Origin of the sequence: Vibrio glycogenivorans (genome assembly GCF_051660965.1) — a bacterium.
Taxonomy (GTDB): Bacteria; Pseudomonadota; Gammaproteobacteria; order Enterobacterales; family Vibrionaceae; genus Vibrio.
Window position 1 is genome coordinate 635,973 of the sequence record NZ_JBPVIS010000002.1, and the last position, 24,266, is coordinate 660,238.

The window sequence follows — 24,266 nt, forward strand, 5'->3', positions numbered from 1 at the left end:
TTGTGGGTTGCTCTTTTTTGGTTTAATTCGCTCAGACAAAGCCTGAACGGCTACCCACGTGTCGTTAATAAATAGATGAAATAAACTGCTTTAGTCGTTCTGATTCTGGATCAGTAAATAGCTTGGCTGGATTGCCCTGCTCTTCTACCTTACCTTGGTGTAAAAACATGACATGGTTGGATACATCACGCGCGAACGCCATTTCGTGGGTCACAACCAGCATGGTGCGCCCTTCTTCAGCGAGATCACGCATTACGCCAAGCACCTCGCCCACTAGTTCCGGGTCAAGGGCCGAGGTCGGCTCATCGAACAACATCACCTCAGGGTCAACCGCCAAGGCACGTGCAATCGCTGCGCGCTGTTGCTGACCGCCTGACAAGTGGCCTGGGTAGTAGTCTTTGCGCTCCCATAAGCCAACTTTTTTGAGCAATAGCTCTGCATTCTCAATCGCTTGTGCTTTTGGAACACCCAAGACATGCACAGGTGCTTCGATCACATTCTGCAGCACCGTCATGTGCGACCAAAGATTGAAGCTTTGAAATACCATCGCTAGACGCGAGCGGATACGTTGAACTTGTTTTTCGTTGGCAGGTAGCGACTCACCGGCGCGGTTGTTTTTCATCTCGATCAATTCACCATTGACCCAGATCTCACCAGCGGTAGGTGTTTCTAATAAGTTGATACAACGAAGGAAGGTACTTTTACCAGAACCAGAGGAGCCGATGATAGAGATCACATCACCTTTGTGTGCCTCGAGGGAAATCCCTTTTAATACTTCATTTTGGCCAAAGGTTTTATGTAGATCCTTGATATCTAGCGCGGCGACATCATTCATGCGCTTAAACTCCCTGTTTTAACAATTATTCTCGTCAAGAGAAATCCTGCGTATCAAACTAGCATCGCGCCAATTCGAATGCAACATAGCCTTAACTGCAAACGATTACTTTTTCAGCTAAAAGCGTCGTAAAAAGCAGCGGTTGCGAATAATTAGTCTGTAATAAATTGTGAATACGGGGAAGTATGCCGATTTTTGAATATTTACTCAAGGGTCAATACAAAGCTCAAAATTCACATTGTCGTAACAAGCAATGATAAAAATAAATACCCAAGAATTTGGCTAAAGAACAAAAAACCCTACTTTGATTAGTAGGGTTTTCGGTGAACCTATAACGTTTTATTACTTCGGATTAATTTTTTCGCTGTAATAACAAGCTTTCAGTTTGAGCGAGGTTGTTCTCCAAATTTCGACGCTCAGTCAGTGGGCGCACTATACCAAGTCTGTCCGAATCAATTGTGACCACTGGTTCAAACTGTTGGTAACTGAAGTGAGCCATAAATTCCTCTAACGTAACATCATCGCTAGATGAAACTGCAAGATAAGACTGGTGGAAGTGCGAGTTATTTGACACTACAAGCTCACCATGGATACCTTGTGGCACATTACTAAAGTCAAGTTCTGGTACTTTAATTGTTGGAGTTATCTGGTCGTATATAGTGTGGTTGACCGCATAGTTGATACCTGCACCTGTACTCGCTCCCTGCTCATAGGTAACCCGCATGTAACCTGTCGTTTTAGATAAATCAATGCTGTCTGATAGGTCGATTTCACCATCAACCACAGAAGGTTTGTTGTCATAGACACCGGTTGTATCAAAAACATTTGTCTCATCTACATTCACGAGCCAATTATTTGTATTGATAAAATTGCGGTAAATCGCGTTCCAATTGTTATGGAGGTTTACAGTGTTACTGGCCACACTGAAAGTCCAGGTTTCACCATTACTCTCTGAAGGGTGAAAATATTCAGCTTGCTGGGTAGAAATTGAAGCTAGGTCGTAAGAAAAGCCCTTATAAATTGCGGCTAGGCTAATGTTTTCAAATTCAAGGAATGACTGATCATAAGTGATATCTGAGCGCTCACCAGCATAAACAAGCTGACTATCACGCCAGTCACCAAAGCCGTATTGGAATAACTGTGTTCTTTCTGCATCACGATACTGAGTTACGACGGTCTGTTCTCCAGTAACCTGCAACAAAGGGTTTGTAGAGCTGATGCTAGGGTTGGTCGCTGTAACTTCATCAAGTTGTGATTGGAAGTAATAATTTGGCATTGCTGGCTCATTACCCAAATCGTCAGCATTTTTGTATTGCTTGTTGCGTTCTTCTCGCTCGGTATCGTTATTACCTGTAAGGCAACTAGTACCCGTTGTCGGGATCGTAGTTGATATATAGGTATTTCTTAAACCTACCTCACCTTCCAGCGCTACTCTTGAATAAGATATGGCATTGATATCGCGATTATTATTTTCCTGAATAGTCACAAAACCATTAGCCGGAATATCATCAAAGTTGATAGTCAGCGAACCAGACTTAGCCACAACGTGATCACCGATTTGCTTGCCATATTTATCACTATAAAAAGCATAAACCAAGCCATCTAAATTTGACCCAACCGATGAGTAAGTTAGGGCAAGCATCTCGTCACCAATACTGTAGATACCGTAACGCGTACAGCTAGTATTAGTTGTGTGATCGATCTCTGCTGGCTTAGCAAGCACAAAAGTAAACTGGTTCTTCGGTGTACTATTATTGCCGCTACTACTGCTCCCACCACAACCAACAAGTGTCCCCGCGATTGCCGCTACCAACGGCAATACCACTGCCTTTTTCATTATCATTTCCTCAAAATTTGTTAGAGACGGCAAGCGAGTGCCGGAATTCTGACTGTGTTGCTACTATAACCTTAAACAAGCACACTTCATGCCACTTATGTAAGCAAACATTTCCAACTGACTACTTTAGCGACAGTCGCGCCCTGTAAGTGCAACAGCTTATTGGGCTTTTTGTTCATACAGTCCATTTTTTCAATAATTAACAGTTATTTAGTCAAAAATGTGTAATTTATGAATAAAACTCACATTAATTTTATAAAGTGATCTAAATCAACTTACTGATCGGTTAAGCACGATAAACTCCCCGCCGCCCAAGGCACACTCCAAATTGTTGGCACGATTTGGTTTGGTTGGTGACGGTCTGGCAACGGTCCCAACTATAGGCACTAAAAATGTGTGCTAGGCTTTTTAAAAATCATTCACCGCAAGGATTGCGGATTGTTCTAAGAACAATAATTAACATTTCTAACATCATGAGGAATCTATGTCAGACGCAATGAATAAGGCTCATTCAGCTGAAGATATTGAGACTAAAAGCTACAGTGAGCTGCATCGTCCCGCATCAGAGTTCGCTTCCCGCTCAGACTATCTAGACCACGAACTGCAGATCATGAAGCCACGTCGCTTCGGTCTTAACCTTCCAGGTCGCGATTTCCGTTTCGAACTTGAAGATCTTGTACCTGCACTCGCTGGTACTATCGGCATTATTGCAATGTATTCTGCGGTAATGATGTCTTGGGCTGAGGGCTTAACTGCCGCTTGGGATCACGTAGAATTAGGTAAAGACTTCGCTATTGAAGTGGCGCGCGTTGAGATGCTTATCCCAGCGTTGCTTTTCTGTATTATGGCTTCTGGCTTTTTCAACCCAAGAGCAAACCTAGCCGGTAACCACGGCCCGATGATCCCACTTATCGGTGCGATTGCGCTAGCGGGTGCACACCCACTGGCTCTGGCAATCCTGCTTGGTATTTTTGGTCTGCTGCTGAGTTACTTTAAAGGTGGCTCCAAGCTGGTCAACCTCACCTCCCAAGGTACGGCAGGTGGCTTGCTGATATTCCTAGGTCTGACAGGTACCATCAGCCAGATCGGCTCTATCCAAGACTGGGCGGTTGGCCTGCAATCTTCAACAGTTGAAGCGGGTAGCATGGGCTATGTTGGCCTGATCGTATTGGGCATCACGATTGGCGTATACGCTTACCTGGCGAAAGTGAACAAGCGTTGGTTGGCTATCCCAGTGTGTGCTTTCCTAGGTCTGGCAATTGCACTTGCTCTGGGCGCTGGCTTTGACATCAAATTCGAAACGGAAATGGGCATTCCTAACCTTAACCCTGTTTACTGGTGGGGCAGCACCGAGCAAGGTTGGATGCTGGGTCTACCAAACGTTGAGCACTTCATTGCCTCACTACCGTTTGCAATCCTAGCGGTAGCGATGTGGTCACCTGACTTCCTTGGCCACCGTATCTTCCAAGAGCTGAACTACCCGCGCAGAACTGAGAAAGTTCTCATGGACGTTGATGACACTATGACCATGTGTTCATTCCGTCAGATGGTTGGTACTGCCGTTGGTGGTGGTAACATTACCTCTTCTTGGGGTACTTACATGATCCCAGCAGCAATCGCCAAGCGCCCTATCCCGGCGGGCGCGATCTTGCTTGGCTCACTATGTATCATCGTTGCTATCCTTGGTTTCCCAATGGATGTCGCGGTATGGCCACCAGTGATGCGTGTGGCGCTGCTTGTAGGCGTATCATTGCCGCTTCTTGAAGCGGGTATGCAGATGGTGAAAGAGACCAAAGACTCGCAAGCCGCGGGTATCTGTATCTTTGCCGCTATCGTGACCAACCCTGTTTTGGCATGGGCTCTGACCATGTTCCTAGATAATAACGGTCTAATTGGTGACAAAGAGCGCGCAGCGAAACTATCAAAGATGGACAAGATCTTCATCCCTGTTGGCGTATTCGTTATCTGCTTGGTAGCGATGTTGGCAGTGGGCATGCTAGAAGGCCAATACGGCCTGAAAGCTTGGCTATAATTTAGTCAACAACACTAAGGGGTGGTCTTGGTCACCCCTTTGTAAAGAAATTTTAACAATCTCAATTAAATTTACGATTTATTGATTTAGTTTAAGGTTTCAAATTTTTTTTTGTTTTCCCCTTGAATTAAATCTCGTAAATCTCCACACTATGGTCAGTGGCAATATTCATGGATGCAATTTTGTTGGTGTGTCTATCAATATTGTTACTTAGAGTGTACTGAGGCACCAAAGTTGGTGTCATCTGTACGTGTTTTTTCTACTAAAAAGGTAGGTATGTCATGGCTGAGCAATTTGCTAAAGCTTGGGAAGGTTTTGCTGAAGGTGATTGGCAAAACGAAGTAAACGTACGTGACTTCATTCAGAAGAACTACACTCCGTACGAAGGCGATGAGTCTTTCCTAGTATCTGAAGGTACTGAAGCGACTAACACGCTTTGGGCTAAAGTAATGGAAGGTATCAAGCAGGAAAACAGCACTCACGCTCCTGTTGATTTCGATACTTCTGTAATCTCTACCATCACATCTCACGATGCTGGTTACATCAACAAAGATCTTGAAACTATCGTAGGTCTACAAACTGAAGCTCCGCTTAAGCGTGCAATCATGCCTAACGGCGGCGTACGTATGATCGAAGGTTCTTGTAAAGCTTACGGTCGTACTCTTGACCCACAAGTTTCTAAGATTTACTCAGAGTACCGCAAAACACACAACCAAGGTGTTTTCGATGTTTACTCTCCAGACATCCTTAAATGTCGTAAATCAGGTGTTCTAACTGGTCTTCCAGATGCTTACGGCCGTGGTCGTATCATCGGTGACTACCGCCGTGTAGCTCTATACGGTATCGACTTCCTAATGAAGGACAAAGTTGCTCAGTTCCACTCTACTCAAGAGAAACTAGAAGCTGGCGACGATCTACAGATGACTATGCAGCTGCGTGAAGAGCTTCAAGAGCAACACCGCGCACTAGGTCAAATGAAAGAGATGGCTGCTTCTTACGGCTTTGATATCTCTGGTCCTGCAACAACTGCACAAGAAGCTATCCAGTGGACTTACTTCGGCTACCTAGCGGCTGTTAAGTCTCAGAACGGCGCGGCAATGTCTCTAGGTCGTACTTCTACGTTCCTTGACGTTTACGTTGAGCGTGATATCGCAGCTGGCATCATCACTGAAGAACAAGCTCAGGAAATGATCGACCACTTCGTAATGAAGCTACGTATGGTTCGCTTCCTGCGTACTCCTGAGTACGATGAGCTATTCTCTGGCGACCCAATCTGGGCAACAGAATCTATGGGTGGTATGGGTGTTGACGGTCGTACGCTAGTTACACGTACTAACTTCCGTTTCCTAAACACGCTATACACTATGGGTCCTTCTCCAGAGCCGAACATCACTGTTCTATGGTCTGAGCAGCTACCTGAAGGCTTCAAGCGTTTCTGTGCTAAAGTATCTATCGATACTTCTTCTATCCAGTACGAAAACGACGACCTAATGCGTCCAGACTTCGACAACGATGACTACGCTATCGCTTGTTGTGTATCGCCAATGGTTATCGGTAAGCACATGCAGTTCTTCGGCGCTCGTGCAAACCTAGCTAAGACTCTACTTTACGTTATCAACGGCGGTGTAGATGAGAAGCTAAAACTGCAAGTTGGTCCTAAGACTGAGCCAATGCTTGACGAAGTTCTAGACTTCGACAAAGTTTGGGCTGGCCTAGACAGCTTCATGGACTGGCTAGCTAAGCAGTACGTGACTGCACTAAACGCTATCCACTACTCACACGACAAGTACAGCTACGAAGCAGCGCTTATGGCTCTTCACGATCGTGACGTACGTCGTACTATGGCATGTGGTATCGCAGGTCTATCTGTTGCAGCTGACTCTCTATCTGCAATCAAATACGGCACAGTTAAGCCAATCCGTGACGAAGACGGCATCGCAATCGACTTCGACATCTCTGGCGACTACCCTAAATTTGGTAACAACGACGCACGTGTTGATGACATGGCGTGTGAAATGGTTACTATCTTTATGGAGAAAATCCGTAAGCTTAAGACTTACCGCAACGCAGTACCAACTCAGTCTATCCTAACTATCACTTCAAACGTGGTATACGGTAAGAAGACGGGTACTACGCCAGACGGTCGTAAAGCAGGTGCTCCATTCGCTCCAGGTGCTAACCCAATGCACGGTCGCGATGAGAAAGGTGCTGTAGCTTCTCTTACTTCTGTAGGTAAACTACCGTTTGCTGACGCTAAAGATGGTATCTCGTACACCTTCTCTATCGTTCCAAACGCACTAGGTAAAGATCACGACGCACAACGTTCTAACCTTGCAGGCCTAATGGATGGTTACTTCCACCACGAAGCTGGCATCGAAGGTGGTCAACACCTAAACGTGAACGTTCTTAACCGCGACACGCTACTAGACGCAGTTAAGCACCCTGAGAACTACCCTCAGCTAACAATCCGTGTATCTGGTTACGCTGTACGCTTCAACTCTCTGACTCCAGAGCAGCAAGCTGACGTAATCGCACGTACTTTCACTGAGTCTCTATAATTAGACCTCACTGATTGAATGATTAAAACCCCGCTTCTGCGGGGTTTTTTTATTCCCTATCGGCAAGAGGCGAGAGTCGAGATCGCTTCGCTGTGAGAAGCGAGAGGTGATCGTGACACCCTCCGGCCCCCCATTTAGTAGCCCTCTCCTTTATATGAAGGTGTCGACTAACGTACCGCGCACATAGAACTCCTCGCACCTCGAAGGGCTTTGCCCGTCCCCGCTCCCCGCACCCTGCTCTTTTTGTATTGTTGTTCGCTAAAAGCAGACTAATTTCTTCCTAACCGCGGTTTTTTAGGTACTATTACTAGCAATAGTAAAAGGAAGTTATAGATAATAATGAAACCGCTAGCAGTACTCGCACTTGGGCTATCCGCCGTCACCTATCAGAGCTTTGCTTCTGATCGCAATACCTTTGTGTTTAATATCGACAACGATGGGATTGTTCGGACCGACCATGACTATTCCAATGGCCTGTTCCTCTCTTACACAACCGGTGCGATTAACACCCCAAGTTTTTTACGCCCCTTGAGCTTATCTGCATGGGGAGTGCCCTCCTTAGATAAGTTCGAGTTCGTCCTTGGCCACAAGATGTGGACACCAGAAGATATTGAGGACGAGAACCCGATTGCCGGGGACCGCCCTTACGCTGGTTACTTTCATGGCGAGTTGAACTTTATCAGTTTGCACCCGCAGCAAGCCCACCGTTTCAATCTGACTATTGGCGTAACGGGTGACAACTCAATGGCTTCTCAAGCACAGAGCATTGTTCATGACATTGTCGGCTCTGATATTCCAATGGGGTGGGATTACCAAGTGGATGAGGGCTGGGTGGGTAGTATTGGCTACCTAAGCCACTATAGCTTGATGCGAACTCAGTCCTTTGGTGACTCGCAGTTCGAAATCAGTAGTGTCAGTGAATTCAACGCGGGTAATTTTCGCAGTGATGCGTCCACTGGTTTAATGTTTCGCTGGGGAACCGATCTCCACAGCAATATGGGGGCTGCCAACATCGATCATGAGAACCCATTCCGTCCCGGTATGATTGGCGCCTCTCATCGAGGGCTGTTTGGTTTCTTTGGCTTTGAGGGACGACTGCGCTTTAATGATGTCACTATTGAGGGTGACCGCCCAAATATCGATGACGACACCGGGCAATTCGACATGGAGATACAGCCGTTTCAGGCGACCGCTGTTGCCGGTATTGCTTGGTACAATCGCAGTATAGGCGCCGCTTTGGCTCTCTCAGGACACACGCCAGAGTATCAACACTCTAATGACTCGCTCTATGGCACTGGTAGCTTAACCCTATATGGATTCTTCTAGTTTTGTTATTTACTCGAAGGTTTACAACGCTCTGCTTGGTTGTTACCTCCTGTAACTAGCTTATGCTCAACAAAACTATTTAATCCTCAACTTTTGTTATAAAATATCCAAACTATTTGAAGAACAGAGATTAACTCATGTCTACTACTGGTCGTATTCACTCTTTTGAGTCATGTGGTACTGTTGATGGCCCAGGTATCCGCTTTATCGTTTTCTTACAAGGCTGTCTTATGCGTTGTAAGTACTGTCATAACCGTGACACGTGGGATCCGAAAGACGGTAAAGAGGTGACTGTGGATGAAATCATCCAAGAAGCAAAAACTTACCGTCACTTTATGAACGCCTCTGGCGGCGGCGTCACCTGTTCAGGCGGCGAAGCTATGATGCAGCCTGAGTTTGTGCGTGACTTCTTTAAGGCAGCACAGGCAGAAGGCATCCATACCTGCCTTGATACCAATGGCTACATCCGTAAGCATACTGATGTCATCGATGAAGTTCTTGAAGCTGCTGATCTGGTTATGCTCGACCTCAAGCAGATGAAAGATGAAATCCACAAAGACTTTATCGGTGTATCGAATACCCGCGTGCTTGATTTCGCTCGCTACCTCCACAAAATTGGTCAGAAAACTTGGATCCGCTACGTGGTCGTACCAGGTTACACCGACGACCTTGAGTCTGCGCAACTGCTTGGTGAGTTCATTAAAGATATGGACAACATCGAGAAGATTGAGCTGTTGCCATACCACAAGCTTGGTGCTCATAAATGGGAAGCACTGGGTGTTGAGTATGAACTAGAAGGTATCGATCCACCTTCAAAAGAGACAATGGATAGCATTGTCGACGTACTAAGCCAATACCACAATAACATTCAATACTAATTAAAACGTCCACCGCTCGACTGGTAGACAACTCGACTGTTAGACAAAAATGGAAAGTAAAGAGGCTTTAAAACAATGGAAATGACGAACGCTCAACGTTTAATCCTATCTAATCAGTATCGACTGATGATGAAGTTAGATCCTGAGAACTCCGGCCGCTACCAGCGCCTACAGACAATTGTAGAACGTGGTTACGGCTTGCAAATGCGCGAGTTGGACAAAGATTTTGGTCGCTTACAAGAAGACGCTTGTCGCGAAATCATCGACATTATGGAGATGTATCACGCGATGCAAGAGTCGAACAAAATGCTTGACGAAAGTGAGCGTGCTGAAGTCGACCAACGCCGTCTGCTGTTCTTGGGCTTTGATGCGGCTACCGAAGCGCAATACGTACACTACGTACGCTTCCTAGTTGACTCTGAGGGGCTTTATCCGCAGTTCGACAAGGCAGATCACCACTTCAACTCGCAAATGCCGATGCTAGACAAATATCGCCGTATGCTGGCGACTTGGCGCCACTGCCCACGTCAGTACCACTTATCGGCGGCTGAATTTAGACAGATCTTTACTGCCTAAGGTATAAACCGAATACCAAAAAGCCTCCGTACTGCGGAGGCTTTTTTTGCCCTGACTTTCACTACAGTGAGTAAGTGATCCCTAACATCACGCTGGTACCGACCGTTGCATCGAGGATTGGACTCTCTTCAAGGTCACCTTCCAAGTTCGTATAGCGCACACTACCCATAATGCTAATGCGACGAGTGATGCCAAAGAATCCACTCATACCGATAAAAAAGTTACCATCCCAATCGGGTTCAAATGGGTCGAAATCGGTGCGAGCGGCTTCTGAGTCGCTAACCCCATACAAGTGTCGATTGAGCTTTTCGTTGTTATACGCGTAGCCGATGTTCGGTACCAAGCCCCACCCGCGCCCGATAAACGGATAGGAGTAGGACGCTTGTGCGTATAGTCCATTATGGGTTGAACCGATATCCGTGCCCGCTGCGAGTTCAAACACACCAATTGGGCTGCGATACTCATAGCTTGCCCCGCCCAGAACTGTCGAGCGACGCTTGTCGAGCTTGCGTATATTGGGATCGCTGGACTCATCAGGGTCGAGCGTTCGAGGATCGTACTGTAAGCGCGCTACCACATTGTGGGTGCTGCCACGCGGAAAAAGTCGATAGCCGGCAGAAAAACCACGGAAGAATACATGCTCACCCTCATAACCTATGATAGGGATCACGGTTCGGCTTGAGGACGTGTCTTTATAGACCTCCGGGGAGTAAGCTGCACCAACACCTAATGACCATTTCCCAGGCTGTGCATAGACACCAGTACTAGTGACTAATAGAGCAAACAGCAGCCCCGTTTTTGTCGAGTTATTCACCCATCTCTCTCCTTGATCGACGTCCATTCTGAGCGACAAAATTATTATCTATGATACGCTGACGTGTTGCTCAATTCTGACCAATCACCCCATCAGCGACCCTTATGTTGACCTTTTTAATGCAAGAAAAGCAACATTTTTTCATCATTTCATAAACATAAATGATCTGCGTTTATTTCGAGACCCACGTGGTCACAAAAGCGAGAGCGCAGATGCGTTTTTTTCAATAAATCTATAATTGTTAAGCAAAATTGACAAAACTTACTAGGCTATAGATATACGTACAAATCATTACAAACGAGTAACATGATGTCTTGTTCGCCTGTCGAACTTACATCCATCGAGGAATTTTTGGCCCTAAATTGCGGTCAAACAAAGAGAGAAAGTGATGTAGCCACCACCATTGTCACGTTTACACAAAGTGTCACGTAGTAAACAGTTGTCACGTACAAAACAGTTGTCACGTACAAAGTAGTTGTCATGTACAAACAAAAGAACGCGAGTGAATCGCCTAAGTGAACGCATATCACAGAGGCAAGGGAACAAAGGGGAATTGCGATGAGTATTTTCGACCATTATCAATCTAGATATGAAGCGGCGAAGGATGAAGAGCTGTCGATTCAGGAGTTTTTGTCCCTGTGTAAGGATGACAAGAGCGCGTATGCTAACGCAGCAGAACGTTTGCTGCTGGCCATTGGAGAGCCGGAAATCATCGATACCGCTCAAGACCCAAGACTGAGCCGTATATTTTCCAACCGCGTCATTTCACGTTACAAAGAGTTCGAGGATTTCTATGGAATGGAAGACTCGATCGAACAGATAGTCTCTTACCTAAAACACGCGGCACAGGGCCTCGAGGAACGCAAGCAGATCCTATACTTGCTCGGTCCTGTTGGTGGTGGTAAGTCTTCTCTGGCAGAGAAACTCAAAGCCTTAATGCAGAAAATGCCTATTTACGTGTTGTCTGCAAATGGGGAGCGTAGCCCTGTCAACGACCATCCATTCTGCCTGTTTGACGTTAACGAAGACGGAGAGCTGCTCAAGAAAGAGTACGGCATTGAGAAGCGTTATATTCGCTCGATCATGTCACCATGGGCTGCCAAGCGCTTGCATGAGTTTGGCGGTGATATCACCAAGTTTAAGGTAGTTAAAGTACGCCCATCGATCCTCGACCAAATCGCAATTGCCAAAACTGAGCCAGGTGATGAAAACAACCAAGACATCTCGTCGCTGGTCGGTAAAGTCGACATTCGTCAACTTGAACACTTTGCCCAAGACGACCCAGACGCTTACAGCTACTCCGGCGCCCTTTGTAAAGCCAACCAGGGTATGATGGAATTCGTTGAGATGTTTAAAGCACCAATCAAAGTGCTTCACCCACTGCTGACTGCAACCCAAGAGGGTAACTTTAACGGCACAGAGGGGCTCTCTGCCCTACCCTTTGACGGCATGATACTCGCTCACTCAAACGAGTCAGAATGGCAAACCTTCCGCAACAACAAGAACAATGAGGCCTTCCTTGACCGCGTTTACATTGTCAAAGTGCCTTACTGCCTACGCGTTTCGGAAGAGGTCAAAATTTACCAGAAACTGCTCGATCATTCAGAGCTGTCCAAAGCACCATGCTCACCAAGCACCTTAGACCTGCTGGCGCAATTTAGCATCCTGTCGCGCCTAAAAGACCCTGACAATTCATCACTCTTCTCCAAGATGCGCGTGTATGATGGTGAAACCCTTAAAGACACCGATCCAAAAGCCAAGAGCTATCAAGAATATCGTGACTATGCGGGCGTCGATGAGGGGATGAATGGTCTTTCTACGCGCTTTGCGTTTAAGATTCTGTCACGCGTGTTTAACTTCGACCAAACCGAGGTCGCGGCCAACCCAGTGCATCTGTTCTACGTCATCGAGCAGCAGATTGAACGCGAACAGTTCCCGCAAGAGACCGCTGAAAAGTATCTTGAGTTCTTGAAAGGGTATTTGGTACCTCGTTACGTCGAGTTTATTGGTAAAGAGATCCAAACCGCGTATCTCGAGTCCTACTCTGAATACGGACAAAACATCTTTGATCGCTACGTCACCTATGCCGACTTCTGGATCCAAGATCAAGAGTACCGCGATCCTGAGACCGGCCAGTTGTTTGACCGCGCCTCTCTCAACAATGAGCTAGAGAAAATCGAGAAGACGGCCGGCATTAGTAATCCAAAAGACTTCCGTAATGAAATCGTTAACTTTGTGCTGCGCGCACGAGCAGGCAACAGTGGTAAGAACCCTGTTTGGACCAGTTACGAAAAACTACGCACCGTTATCGAGAAGAAAATGTTCTCTAACACCGAAGAGCTTCTGCCGGTTATTTCGTTCAACGCTAAAACCTCTTCTGAAGATCAGAAGAAACATGACGACTTTGTCGCCCGTATGATGGAAAAAGGCTACACCGAGAAACAGGTACGCCTATTGTCTGAGTGGTACTTGCGTGTTCGTAAGTCATCATAATCGTAGATAGGGCTCCTCTTTCTACAAGGGGAGCCGATTGAGGGAGATGATTATGGCGCAATTTATTGATCGACGGTTAAACGGCAAGAACAAGAGTGCCGTCAACCGTCAGCGCTTTCTTAAACGGCACAAGGCGCAGATCAAAGAATCTGTCACCGATGCCGTGAGTCGCCGTTCGATCACCGATACGGAGACAGGCGAAGACGTCGCTATTCCGAGCAAAGACATCCGTGAGCCTTCCTTTCACCAAGGACAAGGGGGCGTCAAAGAGCGTGTTCACCCTGGTAACGATCAATTTACTCGCGGCGACCAAATCGAGCGTCCGAAAGGCGGCCAAGGAGGTGGTGGCTCTGGCGAGGGTGAGGCGAGCCAAGATGGTGAGGGCCAAGATGAGTTCGTATTCCAGATCTCCAAGGATGAATACCTCGATATTCTGTTTGAAGATCTCGAGCTACCTAACCTGCAAAAGAACCAAGTCAACAAAATCACCGAATGGAAGACACATCGTGCGGGTTACCAAACCGCCGGGATCCCATCCAACATCGCTATCGTGCGTTCATTACAGCAATCTCTCGCGCGTCGTACTGCAATGACAGCGGGCAAAAAACGTCTGCTGCATGAACTGGAAGACGAGCTCGAGTCGGTCATCAATCGCGAGCCTGCCCAGTTGATGGAAGAACGCCGTTTAAAAGCTGAAATAGCTGAGCTGCGGGCCAAGATTGATAAAGTGCCGTTTATCGACACCTTTGATTTGCGCTTTAAGAACTACGAGCGCCGCCCTGTCCCATCCAGTCAAGCGGTGATGTTCTGTTTGATGGATGTGTCAGGCTCAATGGACCAAGCTACCAAAGATATCGCTAAACGCTTCTATGTATTGCTTTATCTGTTCCTCAATCGCCGCTATGAAAATGTCGATGTGGTGTTTATTCGCCACCACACTCAAGCGAAAGAAGTCGATGAGCATGAGTTTTTTTACTCTCAGGAAACCGGTGGCACCATCGTATCAAGCGCACTAAAACTGATGAAGGAGATCGTCGAGGATCGCTACCCAGCTGCGGAATGGAATGTGTATGCCGCGCAAGCCTCTGATGGCGATAACTGGGCGGACGACTCGCCACGCTGTAAAGAGTTGCTGGTTAATAAGCTCTTGCCTGCTTGCCAATACTACTCCTATATCGAGATAACGCGCCGTTCACACCAAACTCTCTGGCATGAGTACGAGAAAATCCAAAACGAGTTCAACAACTTCGCCATGAAGAACATTCGCTCCACCGACGATATTTTCCCAGTCTTTAGAGAGCTATTCGCCAAGGAAGACGTGTAGGAGGTTGGCATGATTGACGACAAAGTCGAACAAAAGACACACATGCTCCCCGATGGACCAGACTGGACCTTCGAGCTATTAGACAGATACCACACTGAGATAAAACGGGTGGCTGAGCACTATCGATTGGATACTTATCCGAACCAAATCGAGGTGATCACTTCAGAGCAGATGATGGATGCCTACTCGAGTATCGGTATGCCGATTAACTACAATCACTGGTCATTTGGTAAGAAGTTTATCCAAACCGAGCAAGGCTACAAACATGGACAGATGGGACTGGCTTACGAAATCGTGATCAATTCCAATCCATGTATTGCCTACCTGATGGAAGAGAACACCGTGACCATGCAGGCACTGGTTATGGCGCACGCTTGCTATGGACACAACTCCTTCTTCAAGGGCAATTACCTGTTCCAGACATGGACAGACGCGAGTTCGATCATCGATTACTTATTGTTTGCCAAGAAGTACATTGCCGAGTGTGAAGAGAAACACGGTGTTAATGAGGTAGAGTTACTAATTGACTCTTGCCATGCCCTGATGAATTACGGGGTGGATCGCTATAAGCGCCCAGAAAAAATTTCGATTGCCGAAGAGAAATCTCGCCAAGAAGAGCGTGAGGCCTACCTACAGTCTCAGGTCAACGACCTGTGGCGTACGGTGCCGCAAAACAAGCAGAAAGATGAGGAGGAGACCCAAGTTCGTTTCCCAAGCGAGCCACAGGAAAACCTGCTGTACTTTATCGAAAAAAATGCCCCCTTGCTCGAGCCTTGGCAACGTGAGATCGTGCGTATCGTGCGCAAGGTCAGCCAATATTTCTATCCGCAAAAGCAAACTCAGGTAATGAATGAGGGCTGGGCAACCTTCTGGCACTACACCATACTCAACCATCTCTATGATGAGGGTAAGGTCAGCGATCGCTTTATCCTTGAGTTCTTGCACAGCCACACCAGTGTGGTCGCTCAACCGGCCTACAATAGCCAGTATTACAGTGGCATCAACCCTTATGCACTCGGTTTTGCGATGTTCAGGGACATCAAACGGATCTGTGAAGAGCCAACTGATGAAGACAGAGAGTGGTTCCCTGATCTGGCGGGTTCCGACTGGCTAGAAGCCGTGCATTTTGCCATGCATAACTTCAAGGATGAGAGTTTTATCAGTCAATACCTATCACCACATTTGATCCGCGAGTTCAAACTGTTTTCAGTGCTCGATGATGATCGCCGAAACTTCATCGAGGTAAGTGCCATACATGATGAAATGGGCTACCGCGAAATCCGTGAAAAACTCGCGAGCCAGTATAACCTCAGTAACCTCGAGCCGAACATTCAGGTCTACAATGTCGATGTTCGCGGTGACCGCTCACTGACCTTACAGCATGTCCCGCACAATCGCGTTCCATTGGACAAAAGCTATGACGAAGTGATGAAGCACCTTTATCGTTTATGGGGCTTTGATGTGATTCTAGAGGAAGTGCGTGACTCTGGGCGTCGGGAGATCCTTGCGACTTGTCCTCAGCGACACGACTATGGCGGGAAAATCTAAAATCAGTATCGAGGTGCGGGGACGCTTCGCTTCGAGGAGCGAGGCGTTAAGCATGCATGGTTAGTCTGCACTCCCTTTGGAGTTACTTTGCTAAAAAAATAGACCTGAGGGTCTATTTTTTTTATTGATGTAGTCGAAACCTATTGCGCTAAGATTGCTCTGACCTTTTCTAGGTCTTCTGGTGTGTCTACACCCGCTTCCGGTGCTTGTTCGGCGAGCGCGACGTGGATGCGCTCGCCATACCAAAGTACTCGCAGTTGCTCCAAACTCTCTATCTGCTCTAGCTGCGATGGCTGCCACTGCACATAGGTATTAATAAAACCTGCGCGGTAGGCATAAATACCAATATGACGCATCAAAGGCTGCTTTAGGCCCGGTTGTTGGCTGGCAAAATGGTCGCGATCCCAAGGGATGGTTGCGCGGCTGAAGTACAGTGCGTAACCATCTTTGTCTGTCACTACCTTAACCGCATTTGGGTTAAACGCTTCTTGCTCATCAGTAATGGCCACGCCCAGCGTCGCCATCGGTGCTTGGCTGGTTGAGATATTCTCTGCGACTTGGCGAATGATCTCAGCAGGGATCAGTGGCTCATCACCCTGAACATTCACAACAATTTCTTGTTCATCAATATTGAGCTTCTCGACCACTTCCGCCAAGCGCTCAGTACCCGATTGATGATCAGGCGAGGTCATGCAGACTACCCCACCAAAATCCGCGACAGCCTGTGCTATACGCTCATCATCGGTAGCCACCACTACTCGGCTAGCACCCGAAGCTACGGCTTTTTCATAGACCCACTGGATCATAGGCTTGCCGGCAATATCAGCCAGCGGCTTAGCGGGTAGACGACTCGACTGATAGCGAGCAGGAATAATGACGCTAAAGTTCATCTTAGCGTCCCTCATCCATCGAAATAGTGCGCGCCTCAGCCTCTAGTAGTACTGGGATGCCTTCTTTGATGGCATACGCAAGACGGTCGAATTTACAAATCAATTCCTGCTTATCTTTATCGTAAGTCAGTTTTCCCTTGCATACAGGACATGCAACAATCTCAAGCAAACGGTGATCCATACTCTTGTTTTACCTCTTTAATTCGTCGCAGAATGCGCTCAGCACTCTGTGGTGGAAGCTTGGCAGATACCGGCAGATACCACCAGTTATCTTGCGCAAATTGGCCACATTTGACGGCATCTTTTTCCGTCATAATCACGTTCTGCCCTTGCTGGGCAAACGTCTCTAATTGATTTTTGTCATAGGCTTGATGGTCAGCAAAGCCCTGGCTTGCTATCACCTCGGCACCAAGCTGCTCAAGCGTGTGAAAAAAACGTGGCGGATGACCGATACCAGCGAATGCGACCAACTTACCAAGCTCACGCACATCACGCTGCTCGCCAGTCGACAGATTGACCGCCAAACTTGGCTCAAGCGACATACTAATCTCACTGCCTTGCGTCACCCCACCATTGTTTATGATGAAATCAACCTCTTCAAGGCGTGAGATTGGCTCACGCAGCGGGCCAAGTGGCAACAGGTTTTGGTTGCCAAAGCGACGCTTACCATCCACCACGACCAGTTCAATATCACGCTGCAGTGCATAATGTTGAAGGCCATCATCGGTAATCACCACATCTACCTTGTGTTCCAATAGCGCCTTAACGGCTTGGCTTCTTACCGGAGCCACCGCGACAGGCGCGCCTGTGCGCTGAGCAATCAGCTTCGGCTCATCACCACACTGCTCGGCAGTCACATCATTGGTGACGAGCAAAGGGTAGTGCTTGGCGTTACCACCATAACCGCGTGACACCACCCCAGGTCGAAAGCCAAGTGCTTGCAACTGCTCCACCAGCCAAATGACTACTGGTGTTTTACCATTGCCACCCACGGTAATATTGCCAACCACCACCACTGGAACCGGCGCTCGATAGCTCGACTTTCGCCCCGACTGGTAAGCCTCTCTACGTGATTGACTCACGCGATGGAAGACTCGACTTAGCGGCCACAACAGTGGCGTCAGGTACTTTGCGGCTTTCGTTGGTTGATACCAGAGCTTATCAATCACTGATTACTCACCAAATTGAATGGCATGGAGCTGTGCATAGGCGCCTTTTGCCGCTAGCAGCTCACTGTGATTGCCGCGCTCAATAACATTGCCTTCATCTATCACCAAGATCTCATCGGCATTCTCAATCGTCGACAGTCGGTGAGCAATCACTAATACGGTTTTGTCTTTTTGCAGCTCATCGAGAGCAAGTTGAATTGCGCGCTCAGATTCTGTATCAAGCGCGGATGTCGCCTCATCCAAGATAAGTACTGGTGCGTCACGAAGTAGTGCTCGGGCAATCGCAATACGCTGGCGCTGACCACCCGATAGGCTCGCACCATTTTCACCGATCATGGTGTCTAGGCCATCTTCCATCTGGTCGATAAAGTCCATGGCATAAGCAAGACGCGCCGCATGCTCAATCTGTTCACGGCTATACTGCCCTTCAGCCGCATAAGCAATGTTGTTTGCTACGGTATCATTGAATAGATGGACGTTTTGTGAGACCAGAGCGAACTGTTCACGCAAGTTCTTCAATTCGTAGTCACGGACGTCGTATCCATCGAGCTTAATCGAGCCAGAGTCGACATCATAGAAACGGGTAAATAGATTGGCGATGGTACTTTTACCTGAGCCTGAGCGGCCAACTAGTGCCAATGTTTTACCTTTTGGAATAGTAAATGAAACATTTTTTAGCGCTGGATTTTCTCTACCTTTATACGTAAAGGTCACATCTTCAACGCTCACCTCACCAGCGGCGCGCTCTGTCACGTACTTACCGGTATTCTTCTCAGTCTCAAGGTCCATCAGACCAAACAGAGTCTGACATGCCGCCATACCGCGCTGGAACTGACCTGCAACACTGGTTAAACCTTTAAGTGGACGCATCATGGCAAACATCGCAGAGAAAACCACGGTAAAGGTACCTGGAGTGAGTTCATTACGAATATCATCAAAGCTTGCCAGGAACAGTACGGTTACGATTGCGGTAGAAGCAACCAATTGAATAATTGGGTTCGCCATCCCCTGCACGACCACCAGCTTCATTTTCTGTTGGCGCATTCGGTTACTCACGTTATCAAAACGCTCAGACTCGATATCTTGACCACCGTAGCTGATCACAACGCGATGGCCTTTCAGCATCTGCTCAGCAGAAGAGGTGACTCGGCCCATCGCGGTCTGCATATTCTTCGAGATTTTGCGGAAACGGCGCGAGATGAACCCAATTCCCCATGCCACGACGGGCGCAACCAACAATAGCACCAGAGAGAGCTTCCAGCTGCTCCAAAACATCAGCACCATCAAACCTATTATGCTGGCACCCTCGCGCACAATATTGACCAAGGCACTACTCGTCGCGCTCGCAACCTGCTCTGAATCATAGGTAATTCGAGACAACAGTCCGCCGGTGGATTCCTTATCAAAGAAGGTGACTGGCATATGCATAAAGTGACGAAAAATGCCTCGGCGCATCATCATCACCACATTGCCCGATACCCAGCTCAAACAGTAGGTCGAAACGAAACCACTGATACCGCGCAGGAAAATCATACCAAAGATGATAAAAGGCATAGTGCGCAAAAATTGCGAGTCTGCTTCACCAAAGCCCTCATCCAACAGTGGCTTGAGCAAGGAGATCATATAAGTATCTGCAGCCGCATTCAGCACAAGAGCAATCGCAGCAACAATCAAGCCGTTCTTGTAGAGGCGAATATAGGTCCACAACCGTTTGAAGGTGTGCCAAGTATTTTCATCTTTATCGATTAATTTCTCTGTCGATTTAACTGCAGACATAGGGGTTTTCTTACTTTTTTACGATAGTTAGGGGCGCTATTCTACTCCGTTACGCAGCATCTGCCTATACCAAGAATGATTAACGCCTTGTCGAGTCTCACGTACGTCCCAATGTTCGCGATAGACATCAATAATAAGCATGCCGTCTTGTCCGGTGTCGTACCAAACGGCTCCTTGTTCAAGATAGCGTTCCACCACTCGCTTATTCGGTAGCTTCCACCGGTCTTTATAGGCATTTGAGGAGATGGCAACCTGTGGCTTAACCCGACTAATCAATGCCTTAGTCGAAGAAGAACGACTGCCATGATGGGGAACAAGCATGATATCACTTTGCAGGCCCTCCCCCATCCGAGCGAGCAAGTATTCACTAACACTCTCAATATCACCCGTAAGAAGAATACTTAAACCAGAGACTCTATCAGTCACTTGAATGACACAAGAGTGGGGATTAAACGCCCTTCTGACCGCTTTAATTGGCCAAAGCACGCGAAAAGTCAGGTTATCAAACACCTCAGTTTGCCCCTCAATGCAGGGAAGGGCATTTGGCTGTGCTGCGCTTGCATACAAGCGATTAATCGAGTATTTGTTCTGAATATCATCAAGCCCTCCCCGATGGTCGTTATCATCGTGGCTAACGAAAACCGCTTCAATGGATTTTATGCCATGCCAATCCAGCCAGGGCTCAATGGTCGATTTCGCCACACTGCCCTGCTCCCAACTCGCGCCCAAATCATACAATATGACCCGATCTTTGACGTGGAACGCCACAGCTAAGCCATGACCCACATCAAAAATCCGCATCTGCCAACGTGGCGCTACCTGATCAAGGCCAGCCCAGAAGGTCAAAGTCATAGTGGCTAAAAACAGACACGCTTTAAGGGTGATGATGGGTAACAAGATCACTATGAGCGCCACTAGCAGGCTGGTCTTCCAGCCAACTTGTGTTGCGCTGTGCCAAAAGTTAACTTCAAACAGTAACACCTGCTCTAGCGGCCAAAACACCCATGTAAGCCAGCCCCAACCACTCACCCACTCGAAACCACCAATCATGATCAACAGCTCATAGGCCAACACGAAAAGCACGCTCGGCATGACAATCACACTAAACCACGGCACAACAATTAAGTTCACCGCCCAGCCAATCGCACTTATCCCTCCGAACAGATACATGCTCAGAGGCGATAGCAATAGGCTAAAATAAGCCTGCAACCACAAAAGCTGAGCCAGCCAGCCGCTGTGCGCATGTCGCGTGAGGGTATAGTAAATAACAGCTACCGCGGAAAACGACATCCAAAAACTACTGGCTAACGCCCACATGGGTGACACCAGTAACATCACCACCATCACCAATAGCCATTGCTGCTTGAACGCGAGGCGCAGGTTCGCCACCGATAGCGCGGTAACTAAGCCACAAGAGATCAGCGCGCGCAAGGTCGGGATGGCGAAATTCGATAGCCATGCATAGCCAAACGCCAATATCAGCCCACCAATATAAGGCAGCCATCGCGCAGCGAAGGCTCTGCTGGCGAGAGGACGGATGACTATAATCGCAATCGCGAACACCAATTGAATGTGTAATCCCGATATCGCGATAAGGTGCATTAAGCCGGTACTTTTCATTCCCTGCCAGTAATCGCTTGAAATCGCCTGACGCTCGCCAAAAATCAACGCCAGCACCAAACCATAATAGGAGGCCTGACTCAGCTGCTTATCGATCGCTTGCTTTATCTGCTGTTGGTAACTGCCTCGGCTCACCACCCGCCAGGGCGTCTTTTGATCAATCGATGCACGCGCGCTCACACCCTCAACCATCGCATACGCCTCGCGATCATAGCCATGCTGATTAAGCCGGCCAATAATAGGCTTCAAGCGAACCTGCGCCACCAGTTGGTCGTTAATTTGTAAAGGGATTGGACTGAGGAGCTGTATCTTAGTGGAGCCTATTCGGGGCAAGTTCTGGCCATTAATCGAGCGAATCACGACCGTTCCCTCATAACCGTGACTCTTTTGTTTAAAAAAGCTGTCAACTTGGCCATTTATGGTAATATTCAGCCCGTTCGCAAACAGTCTTTGTGTTTGTCGCTCTGCTTGGTGGCCATGGCAACTGGCTATTAACACGGCAAACAAACATAACGACAGGTTTCTCATCCATCTATACTTCAGGGAAAACAGGGTTAGAGTCAGAATTACGCTTATCCATGGAAGGTCAGGTAACTGAGGCCAATATGGCAGGGTAAGAAGAACTAAACAAAATACGAGCAACGACCAAGAGTGATTTAAGAGAGTCATATTGCCCTATGCCTAGAAAGTTCATTAGAAATTTAATGCCCGATCCCGATGTGATTCGGCGTCAAAAGGCGTTAAAGATATTTGGAAATGTACTTTACAATCCCAATTTATGGAGCCTAAACCGACGATCCGCCTCTGGCGCCTTTGCGGTTGGTTTATTTATGGCCTTTATGCCACTGCCGAGTCAGATGATCATGGCGGCAGGGGCTGCGATCGCCTGCAGTGTCAATCTGCCTTTATCGGTCGCCTTAGTCTGGATCAGTAATCCCGTGACCATGCCATTGATGTTCTACCTTGCTTATAAGGTCGGCACTTGGCTGTTGAATACACCGCCTCAACCTTTTCATTTCGAACTCTCGTGGCAGTATGTACTCAACCAAATGAACACCATGGGACCACCGTTTCTGGTCGGCTGTTTTGTCTGTGCGATTGTCGCCGCCGCGCTGGGGTACTTCGGTATCCGCGGTCTTTGGCGCTACTCTGTAGTTCGTAGTTGGCAACAAAGCCGCTCTCGCTGGCGTCGCAAGCCCCATAACTAAAATACAAATAAGTTAAATACAAAAAAAGCGAGCCTTGATTAAGAGGCTCGCTTTTTTATTGGCGATGTTCTGCTTTGACTTTCACAGCTTTGGAGTGATTCGCTCCAAATCGATGTAATCAATGTCAACCCTAAAGGGAATTTCTTTACTTCGCACTCAATACCGTTGCAGGGTTAAGCTGATTGGCACGCTTCGCTGGGTACCAAGTCGCCAGCAAACTTAGGACTGTGGCGGTTATAGAGACCAGCAGCACATCCCCCAGCAGCACCTGCGAGGGTAAAAAGTCGACAAAGTAAATATCACCCGACAAGAACTGATAACCTAAGGCACGCTCAAGCAGACCGATAATGGCGGTCAGGTTCATTGCCACTAACACACCCACGATACTGCCTATCAAGCTTCCAACTACACCTGAGAAGACGCCTTGCCAGACGAAGATCTTTTTGATCAAGCCATCGCTCGCGCCCATCGTGCGTAAAATCGCGATCTCACCGGCGCGATCTTTAACCGCCATCATCAAGGTAGAGACAATATTGAAACACGCAACGCCAATCACCAGCACCATCACAAGGTACATAATGGTTCTAACTAGCTGAATGTCACGATAGAGGAAACCGTATTTCTTTTTCCAACTATTGAGGTAAACATACACATCAAGCGTGTTGCCCACCTCTCTAACAATGCGCGTTGCATCAAGAACATCATTGACCTTGAGCGAAATCCCCGTCACGCCCTGGCCGAAACCAGCATAATCTTGCGCATCTTGCAAAGGCACAATGGCGAGATTGTGGTCAATCTGGCCTTGTAACTCAATCAGGCCGATCACCTCCAACCTAATGCGTTTTGGTGCCTGTACCTTGTTAACATCACTCGATGGAAGCATCAAAGTAAGAGATTCACCGACGCTGACTCCAAGCTGGCGCGCGACGCCACTGCCGAGGATGATGTGTTGCTCTCCCGGTACGAACGCTTGCCAAGCCGCAGGGTCAATAAAGCTGGTCAGGCTAGAGACTCTCGACTCTAAATCACTGTCCAAGCCTTTCAGCTCGATGGCTTTGATCTCTTGACCTTTCTCGGCCAACGCAGTCAAAGAGACATAAGGCGCAGCCGCTATCACATCTGAGTGCAGCTCCGCACGCGAGATCGCCGTTTTCCAGCGCTCAATCGGCCCGCGGACCCCTTCTAACTCGGCATGAGCTACGACAGAAAGGACACGGTCACGTAACTCACGCTCGAACCCATTCATCGCCGACAGACCAATAATGATCACCGCTACACCAACGGCAATGCCAATCATCGATGACATCGAAATAAACGACACCATTTTGTTGCGTTTTTTGGCGCGGCTAAAGCGCGCACCAATCAATAATGAAAGCGACACA

Annotated in this window: 18 protein-coding genes; 9 read left to right on the forward strand and 9 right to left on the reverse strand. The window is 47.8% G+C overall.

All coding sequences use genetic code 11. The annotated features are described in order from the left end of the window. Nucleotides 1-64: 64 nt before the first annotated feature. Nucleotides 65-835 carry an ABC transporter ATP-binding protein gene (locus tag ACSTTG_RS07485; protein ID WP_438457864.1) on the reverse strand — a complete coding sequence of 257 codons (771 nt, stop codon included), beginning with the start codon at nucleotides 833-835 and terminating at the stop codon, nucleotides 65-67. A 352-nt stretch (nucleotides 836-1,187) separates the two neighbouring features. Beyond that, nucleotides 1,188-2,672: a hypothetical protein gene (locus ACSTTG_RS07490; protein WP_438474323.1), complete on the reverse strand. Its 1,485-nt coding sequence runs from the start codon at nucleotides 2,670-2,672 to the stop codon at nucleotides 1,188-1,190. Nucleotides 2,673-3,156: 484 nt separating this feature from the next. On the opposite strand from ACSTTG_RS07490, the gene ACSTTG_RS07495 reads away from it, so the two are divergent. The 5 genes from ACSTTG_RS07495 to ACSTTG_RS07515 all read left to right on the forward strand — a co-directional run bounded on the left by ACSTTG_RS07495 (nucleotide 3,157) and on the right by ACSTTG_RS07515 (nucleotide 10,042). After that, a complete protein-coding gene (locus ACSTTG_RS07495; protein ID WP_438457862.1) occupies nucleotides 3,157-4,704 on the forward strand; it encodes a DUF3360 family protein in 1,548 nt (515 codons plus the stop codon). Nucleotides 4,705-4,985: 281 nt separating this feature from the next. After that, nucleotides 4,986-7,262, forward strand: a complete 2,277-nt coding sequence (pflB, locus tag ACSTTG_RS07500; protein WP_438457861.1) for a formate C-acetyltransferase — start codon at nucleotides 4,986-4,988, stop codon at nucleotides 7,260-7,262. A gap of 339 nt (nucleotides 7,263-7,601) precedes the next feature. Beyond that, nucleotides 7,602-8,588 carry a lipid A deacylase LpxR family protein gene (locus tag ACSTTG_RS07505; protein WP_438457860.1) on the forward strand — a complete coding sequence of 329 codons (987 nt, stop codon included), beginning with the start codon at nucleotides 7,602-7,604 and terminating at the stop codon, nucleotides 8,586-8,588. Between the two features lie 137 nt (nucleotides 8,589-8,725). After that, nucleotides 8,726-9,466 (forward strand): pyruvate formate lyase 1-activating protein, encoded by a 741-nt coding sequence (gene pflA, locus ACSTTG_RS07510; RefSeq protein WP_438457859.1) that lies wholly within the window; start codon nucleotides 8,726-8,728, stop codon nucleotides 9,464-9,466. 75 nt (nucleotides 9,467-9,541) lie between these two features. Then, on the forward strand, nucleotides 9,542-10,042 hold the full coding sequence (locus ACSTTG_RS07515) for a YfbU family protein (protein WP_438457858.1): 501 nt from the start codon (nucleotides 9,542-9,544) through the stop codon (nucleotides 10,040-10,042). 61 nt (nucleotides 10,043-10,103) lie between these two features. On the opposite strand, the gene ACSTTG_RS07520 is transcribed toward ACSTTG_RS07515, so the two are convergent. Next, a complete protein-coding gene (locus tag ACSTTG_RS07520) occupies nucleotides 10,104-10,883 on the reverse strand; it encodes a MipA/OmpV family protein (RefSeq protein ID WP_438474324.1) in 780 nt (259 codons plus the stop codon). A 531-nt stretch (nucleotides 10,884-11,414) separates the two neighbouring features. Here ACSTTG_RS07520 and ACSTTG_RS07525 point away from each other — a divergent pair. From ACSTTG_RS07525 to ACSTTG_RS07535, 3 genes are read left to right on the forward strand one after another with little or no spacing between them, the layout of a single operon-like run. Beyond that, nucleotides 11,415-13,349 carry a PrkA family serine protein kinase gene (locus tag ACSTTG_RS07525; protein ID WP_438457856.1) on the forward strand — a complete coding sequence of 645 codons (1,935 nt, stop codon included), beginning with the start codon at nucleotides 11,415-11,417 and terminating at the stop codon, nucleotides 13,347-13,349. Between the two features lie 52 nt (nucleotides 13,350-13,401). Next, entirely contained in the window at nucleotides 13,402-14,673 is a 1,272-nt protein-coding gene (locus tag ACSTTG_RS07530) for a YeaH/YhbH family protein (RefSeq protein WP_438457855.1), read from the forward strand. A 9-nt stretch (nucleotides 14,674-14,682) separates the two neighbouring features. Continuing rightward, complete coding sequence (locus tag ACSTTG_RS07535; RefSeq protein ID WP_438474325.1) at nucleotides 14,683-16,221, forward strand: SpoVR family protein; 1,539 nt, start codon at nucleotides 14,683-14,685, stop codon at nucleotides 16,219-16,221. Between the two features lie 140 nt (nucleotides 16,222-16,361). Here the strand turns inward: ACSTTG_RS07535 and kdsB are convergent, their stop codons facing one another. Genes kdsB through ACSTTG_RS07560 form a run of 5 tightly spaced genes read right to left on the reverse strand, consistent with a single transcriptional unit; the run spans nucleotide 16,362 to nucleotide 22,345 of the window. Further along, the gene (gene kdsB, locus ACSTTG_RS07540; RefSeq protein ID WP_438474326.1) at nucleotides 16,362-17,111 is read right to left on the reverse strand and encodes a 3-deoxy-manno-octulosonate cytidylyltransferase; all 750 of its coding nucleotides are present in this window, start codon (nucleotides 17,109-17,111) and stop codon (nucleotides 16,362-16,364) included. A 1-nt stretch (nucleotide 17,112) separates the two neighbouring features. Then, a complete protein-coding gene (locus ACSTTG_RS07545) occupies nucleotides 17,113-17,292 on the reverse strand; it encodes a Trm112 family protein (RefSeq protein WP_438457852.1) in 180 nt (59 codons plus the stop codon). Beyond that, on the reverse strand, nucleotides 17,273-18,280 hold the full coding sequence (gene lpxK, locus ACSTTG_RS07550) for a tetraacyldisaccharide 4'-kinase (RefSeq protein WP_438474327.1): 1,008 nt from the start codon (nucleotides 18,278-18,280) through the stop codon (nucleotides 17,273-17,275). The genes ACSTTG_RS07545 and lpxK overlap by 20 nt, the downstream gene beginning before the upstream one ends. Before the next feature lie 3 nt (nucleotides 18,281-18,283). Next, complete coding sequence (gene msbA, locus ACSTTG_RS07555; RefSeq protein ID WP_438474328.1) at nucleotides 18,284-20,056, reverse strand: lipid A ABC transporter ATP-binding protein/permease MsbA; 1,773 nt, start codon at nucleotides 20,054-20,056, stop codon at nucleotides 18,284-18,286. Nucleotides 20,057-20,092: 36 nt separating this feature from the next. Next, complete coding sequence (locus tag ACSTTG_RS07560; RefSeq protein ID WP_438474329.1) at nucleotides 20,093-22,345, reverse strand: DNA internalization-related competence protein ComEC/Rec2; 2,253 nt, start codon at nucleotides 22,343-22,345, stop codon at nucleotides 20,093-20,095. Nucleotides 22,346-22,353: 8 nt separating this feature from the next. Between ACSTTG_RS07560 and ACSTTG_RS07565 the strand changes: the two genes are divergently transcribed. After that, nucleotides 22,354-22,884, forward strand: a complete 531-nt coding sequence (locus ACSTTG_RS07565; RefSeq protein ID WP_438457848.1) for a DUF2062 domain-containing protein — start codon at nucleotides 22,354-22,356, stop codon at nucleotides 22,882-22,884. A gap of 145 nt (nucleotides 22,885-23,029) precedes the next feature. On the opposite strand, the gene lolE is transcribed toward ACSTTG_RS07565, so the two are convergent. Next, on the reverse strand, nucleotides 23,030-24,265 hold the full coding sequence (gene lolE, locus ACSTTG_RS07570; RefSeq protein ID WP_438474330.1) for a lipoprotein-releasing ABC transporter permease subunit LolE: 1,236 nt from the start codon (nucleotides 24,263-24,265) through the stop codon (nucleotides 23,030-23,032). Between the last annotated feature and the right edge of the window lies 1 nt (nucleotide 24,266).

What these genes read in the sequence shown, in the direction of transcription:
- ACSTTG_RS07485 (WP_438457864.1), bottom strand. Translation starts at nt 835, where the DNA reads ATGAATGATGTCGCCGCGCTAGATATCAAGGATCTACATAAAACCTTT.
- ACSTTG_RS07490 (WP_438474323.1), bottom strand. Translation starts at nt 2,672, where the DNA reads ATGAAAAAGGCAGTGGTATTGCCGTTGGTAGCGGCAATCGCGGGGACA.
- ACSTTG_RS07495 (WP_438457862.1), top strand. Translation starts at nt 3,157, where the DNA reads ATGTCAGACGCAATGAATAAGGCTCATTCAGCTGAAGATATTGAGACT.
- pflB (WP_438457861.1), top strand. Translation starts at nt 4,986, where the DNA reads ATGGCTGAGCAATTTGCTAAAGCTTGGGAAGGTTTTGCTGAAGGTGAT.
- ACSTTG_RS07505 (WP_438457860.1), top strand. Translation starts at nt 7,602, where the DNA reads ATGAAACCGCTAGCAGTACTCGCACTTGGGCTATCCGCCGTCACCTAT.
- pflA (WP_438457859.1), top strand. Translation starts at nt 8,726, where the DNA reads ATGTCTACTACTGGTCGTATTCACTCTTTTGAGTCATGTGGTACTGTT.
- ACSTTG_RS07515 (WP_438457858.1), top strand. Translation starts at nt 9,542, where the DNA reads ATGGAAATGACGAACGCTCAACGTTTAATCCTATCTAATCAGTATCGA.
- ACSTTG_RS07520 (WP_438474324.1), bottom strand. Translation starts at nt 10,883, where the DNA reads ATGGACGTCGATCAAGGAGAGAGATGGGTGAATAACTCGACAAAAACG.
- ACSTTG_RS07525 (WP_438457856.1), top strand. Translation starts at nt 11,415, where the DNA reads ATGAGTATTTTCGACCATTATCAATCTAGATATGAAGCGGCGAAGGAT.
- ACSTTG_RS07530 (WP_438457855.1), top strand. Translation starts at nt 13,402, where the DNA reads ATGGCGCAATTTATTGATCGACGGTTAAACGGCAAGAACAAGAGTGCC.
- ACSTTG_RS07535 (WP_438474325.1), top strand. Translation starts at nt 14,683, where the DNA reads ATGATTGACGACAAAGTCGAACAAAAGACACACATGCTCCCCGATGGA.
- kdsB (WP_438474326.1), bottom strand. Translation starts at nt 17,111, where the DNA reads ATGAACTTTAGCGTCATTATTCCTGCTCGCTATCAGTCGAGTCGTCTA.
- ACSTTG_RS07545 (WP_438457852.1), bottom strand. Translation starts at nt 17,292, where the DNA reads ATGGATCACCGTTTGCTTGAGATTGTTGCATGTCCTGTATGCAAGGGA.
- msbA (WP_438474328.1), bottom strand. Translation starts at nt 20,056, where the DNA reads ATGTCTGCAGTTAAATCGACAGAGAAATTAATCGATAAAGATGAAAAT.
- ACSTTG_RS07560 (WP_438474329.1), bottom strand. Translation starts at nt 22,345, where the DNA reads ATGACTCTCTTAAATCACTCTTGGTCGTTGCTCGTATTTTGTTTAGTT.
- ACSTTG_RS07565 (WP_438457848.1), top strand. Translation starts at nt 22,354, where the DNA reads ATGCCTAGAAAGTTCATTAGAAATTTAATGCCCGATCCCGATGTGATT.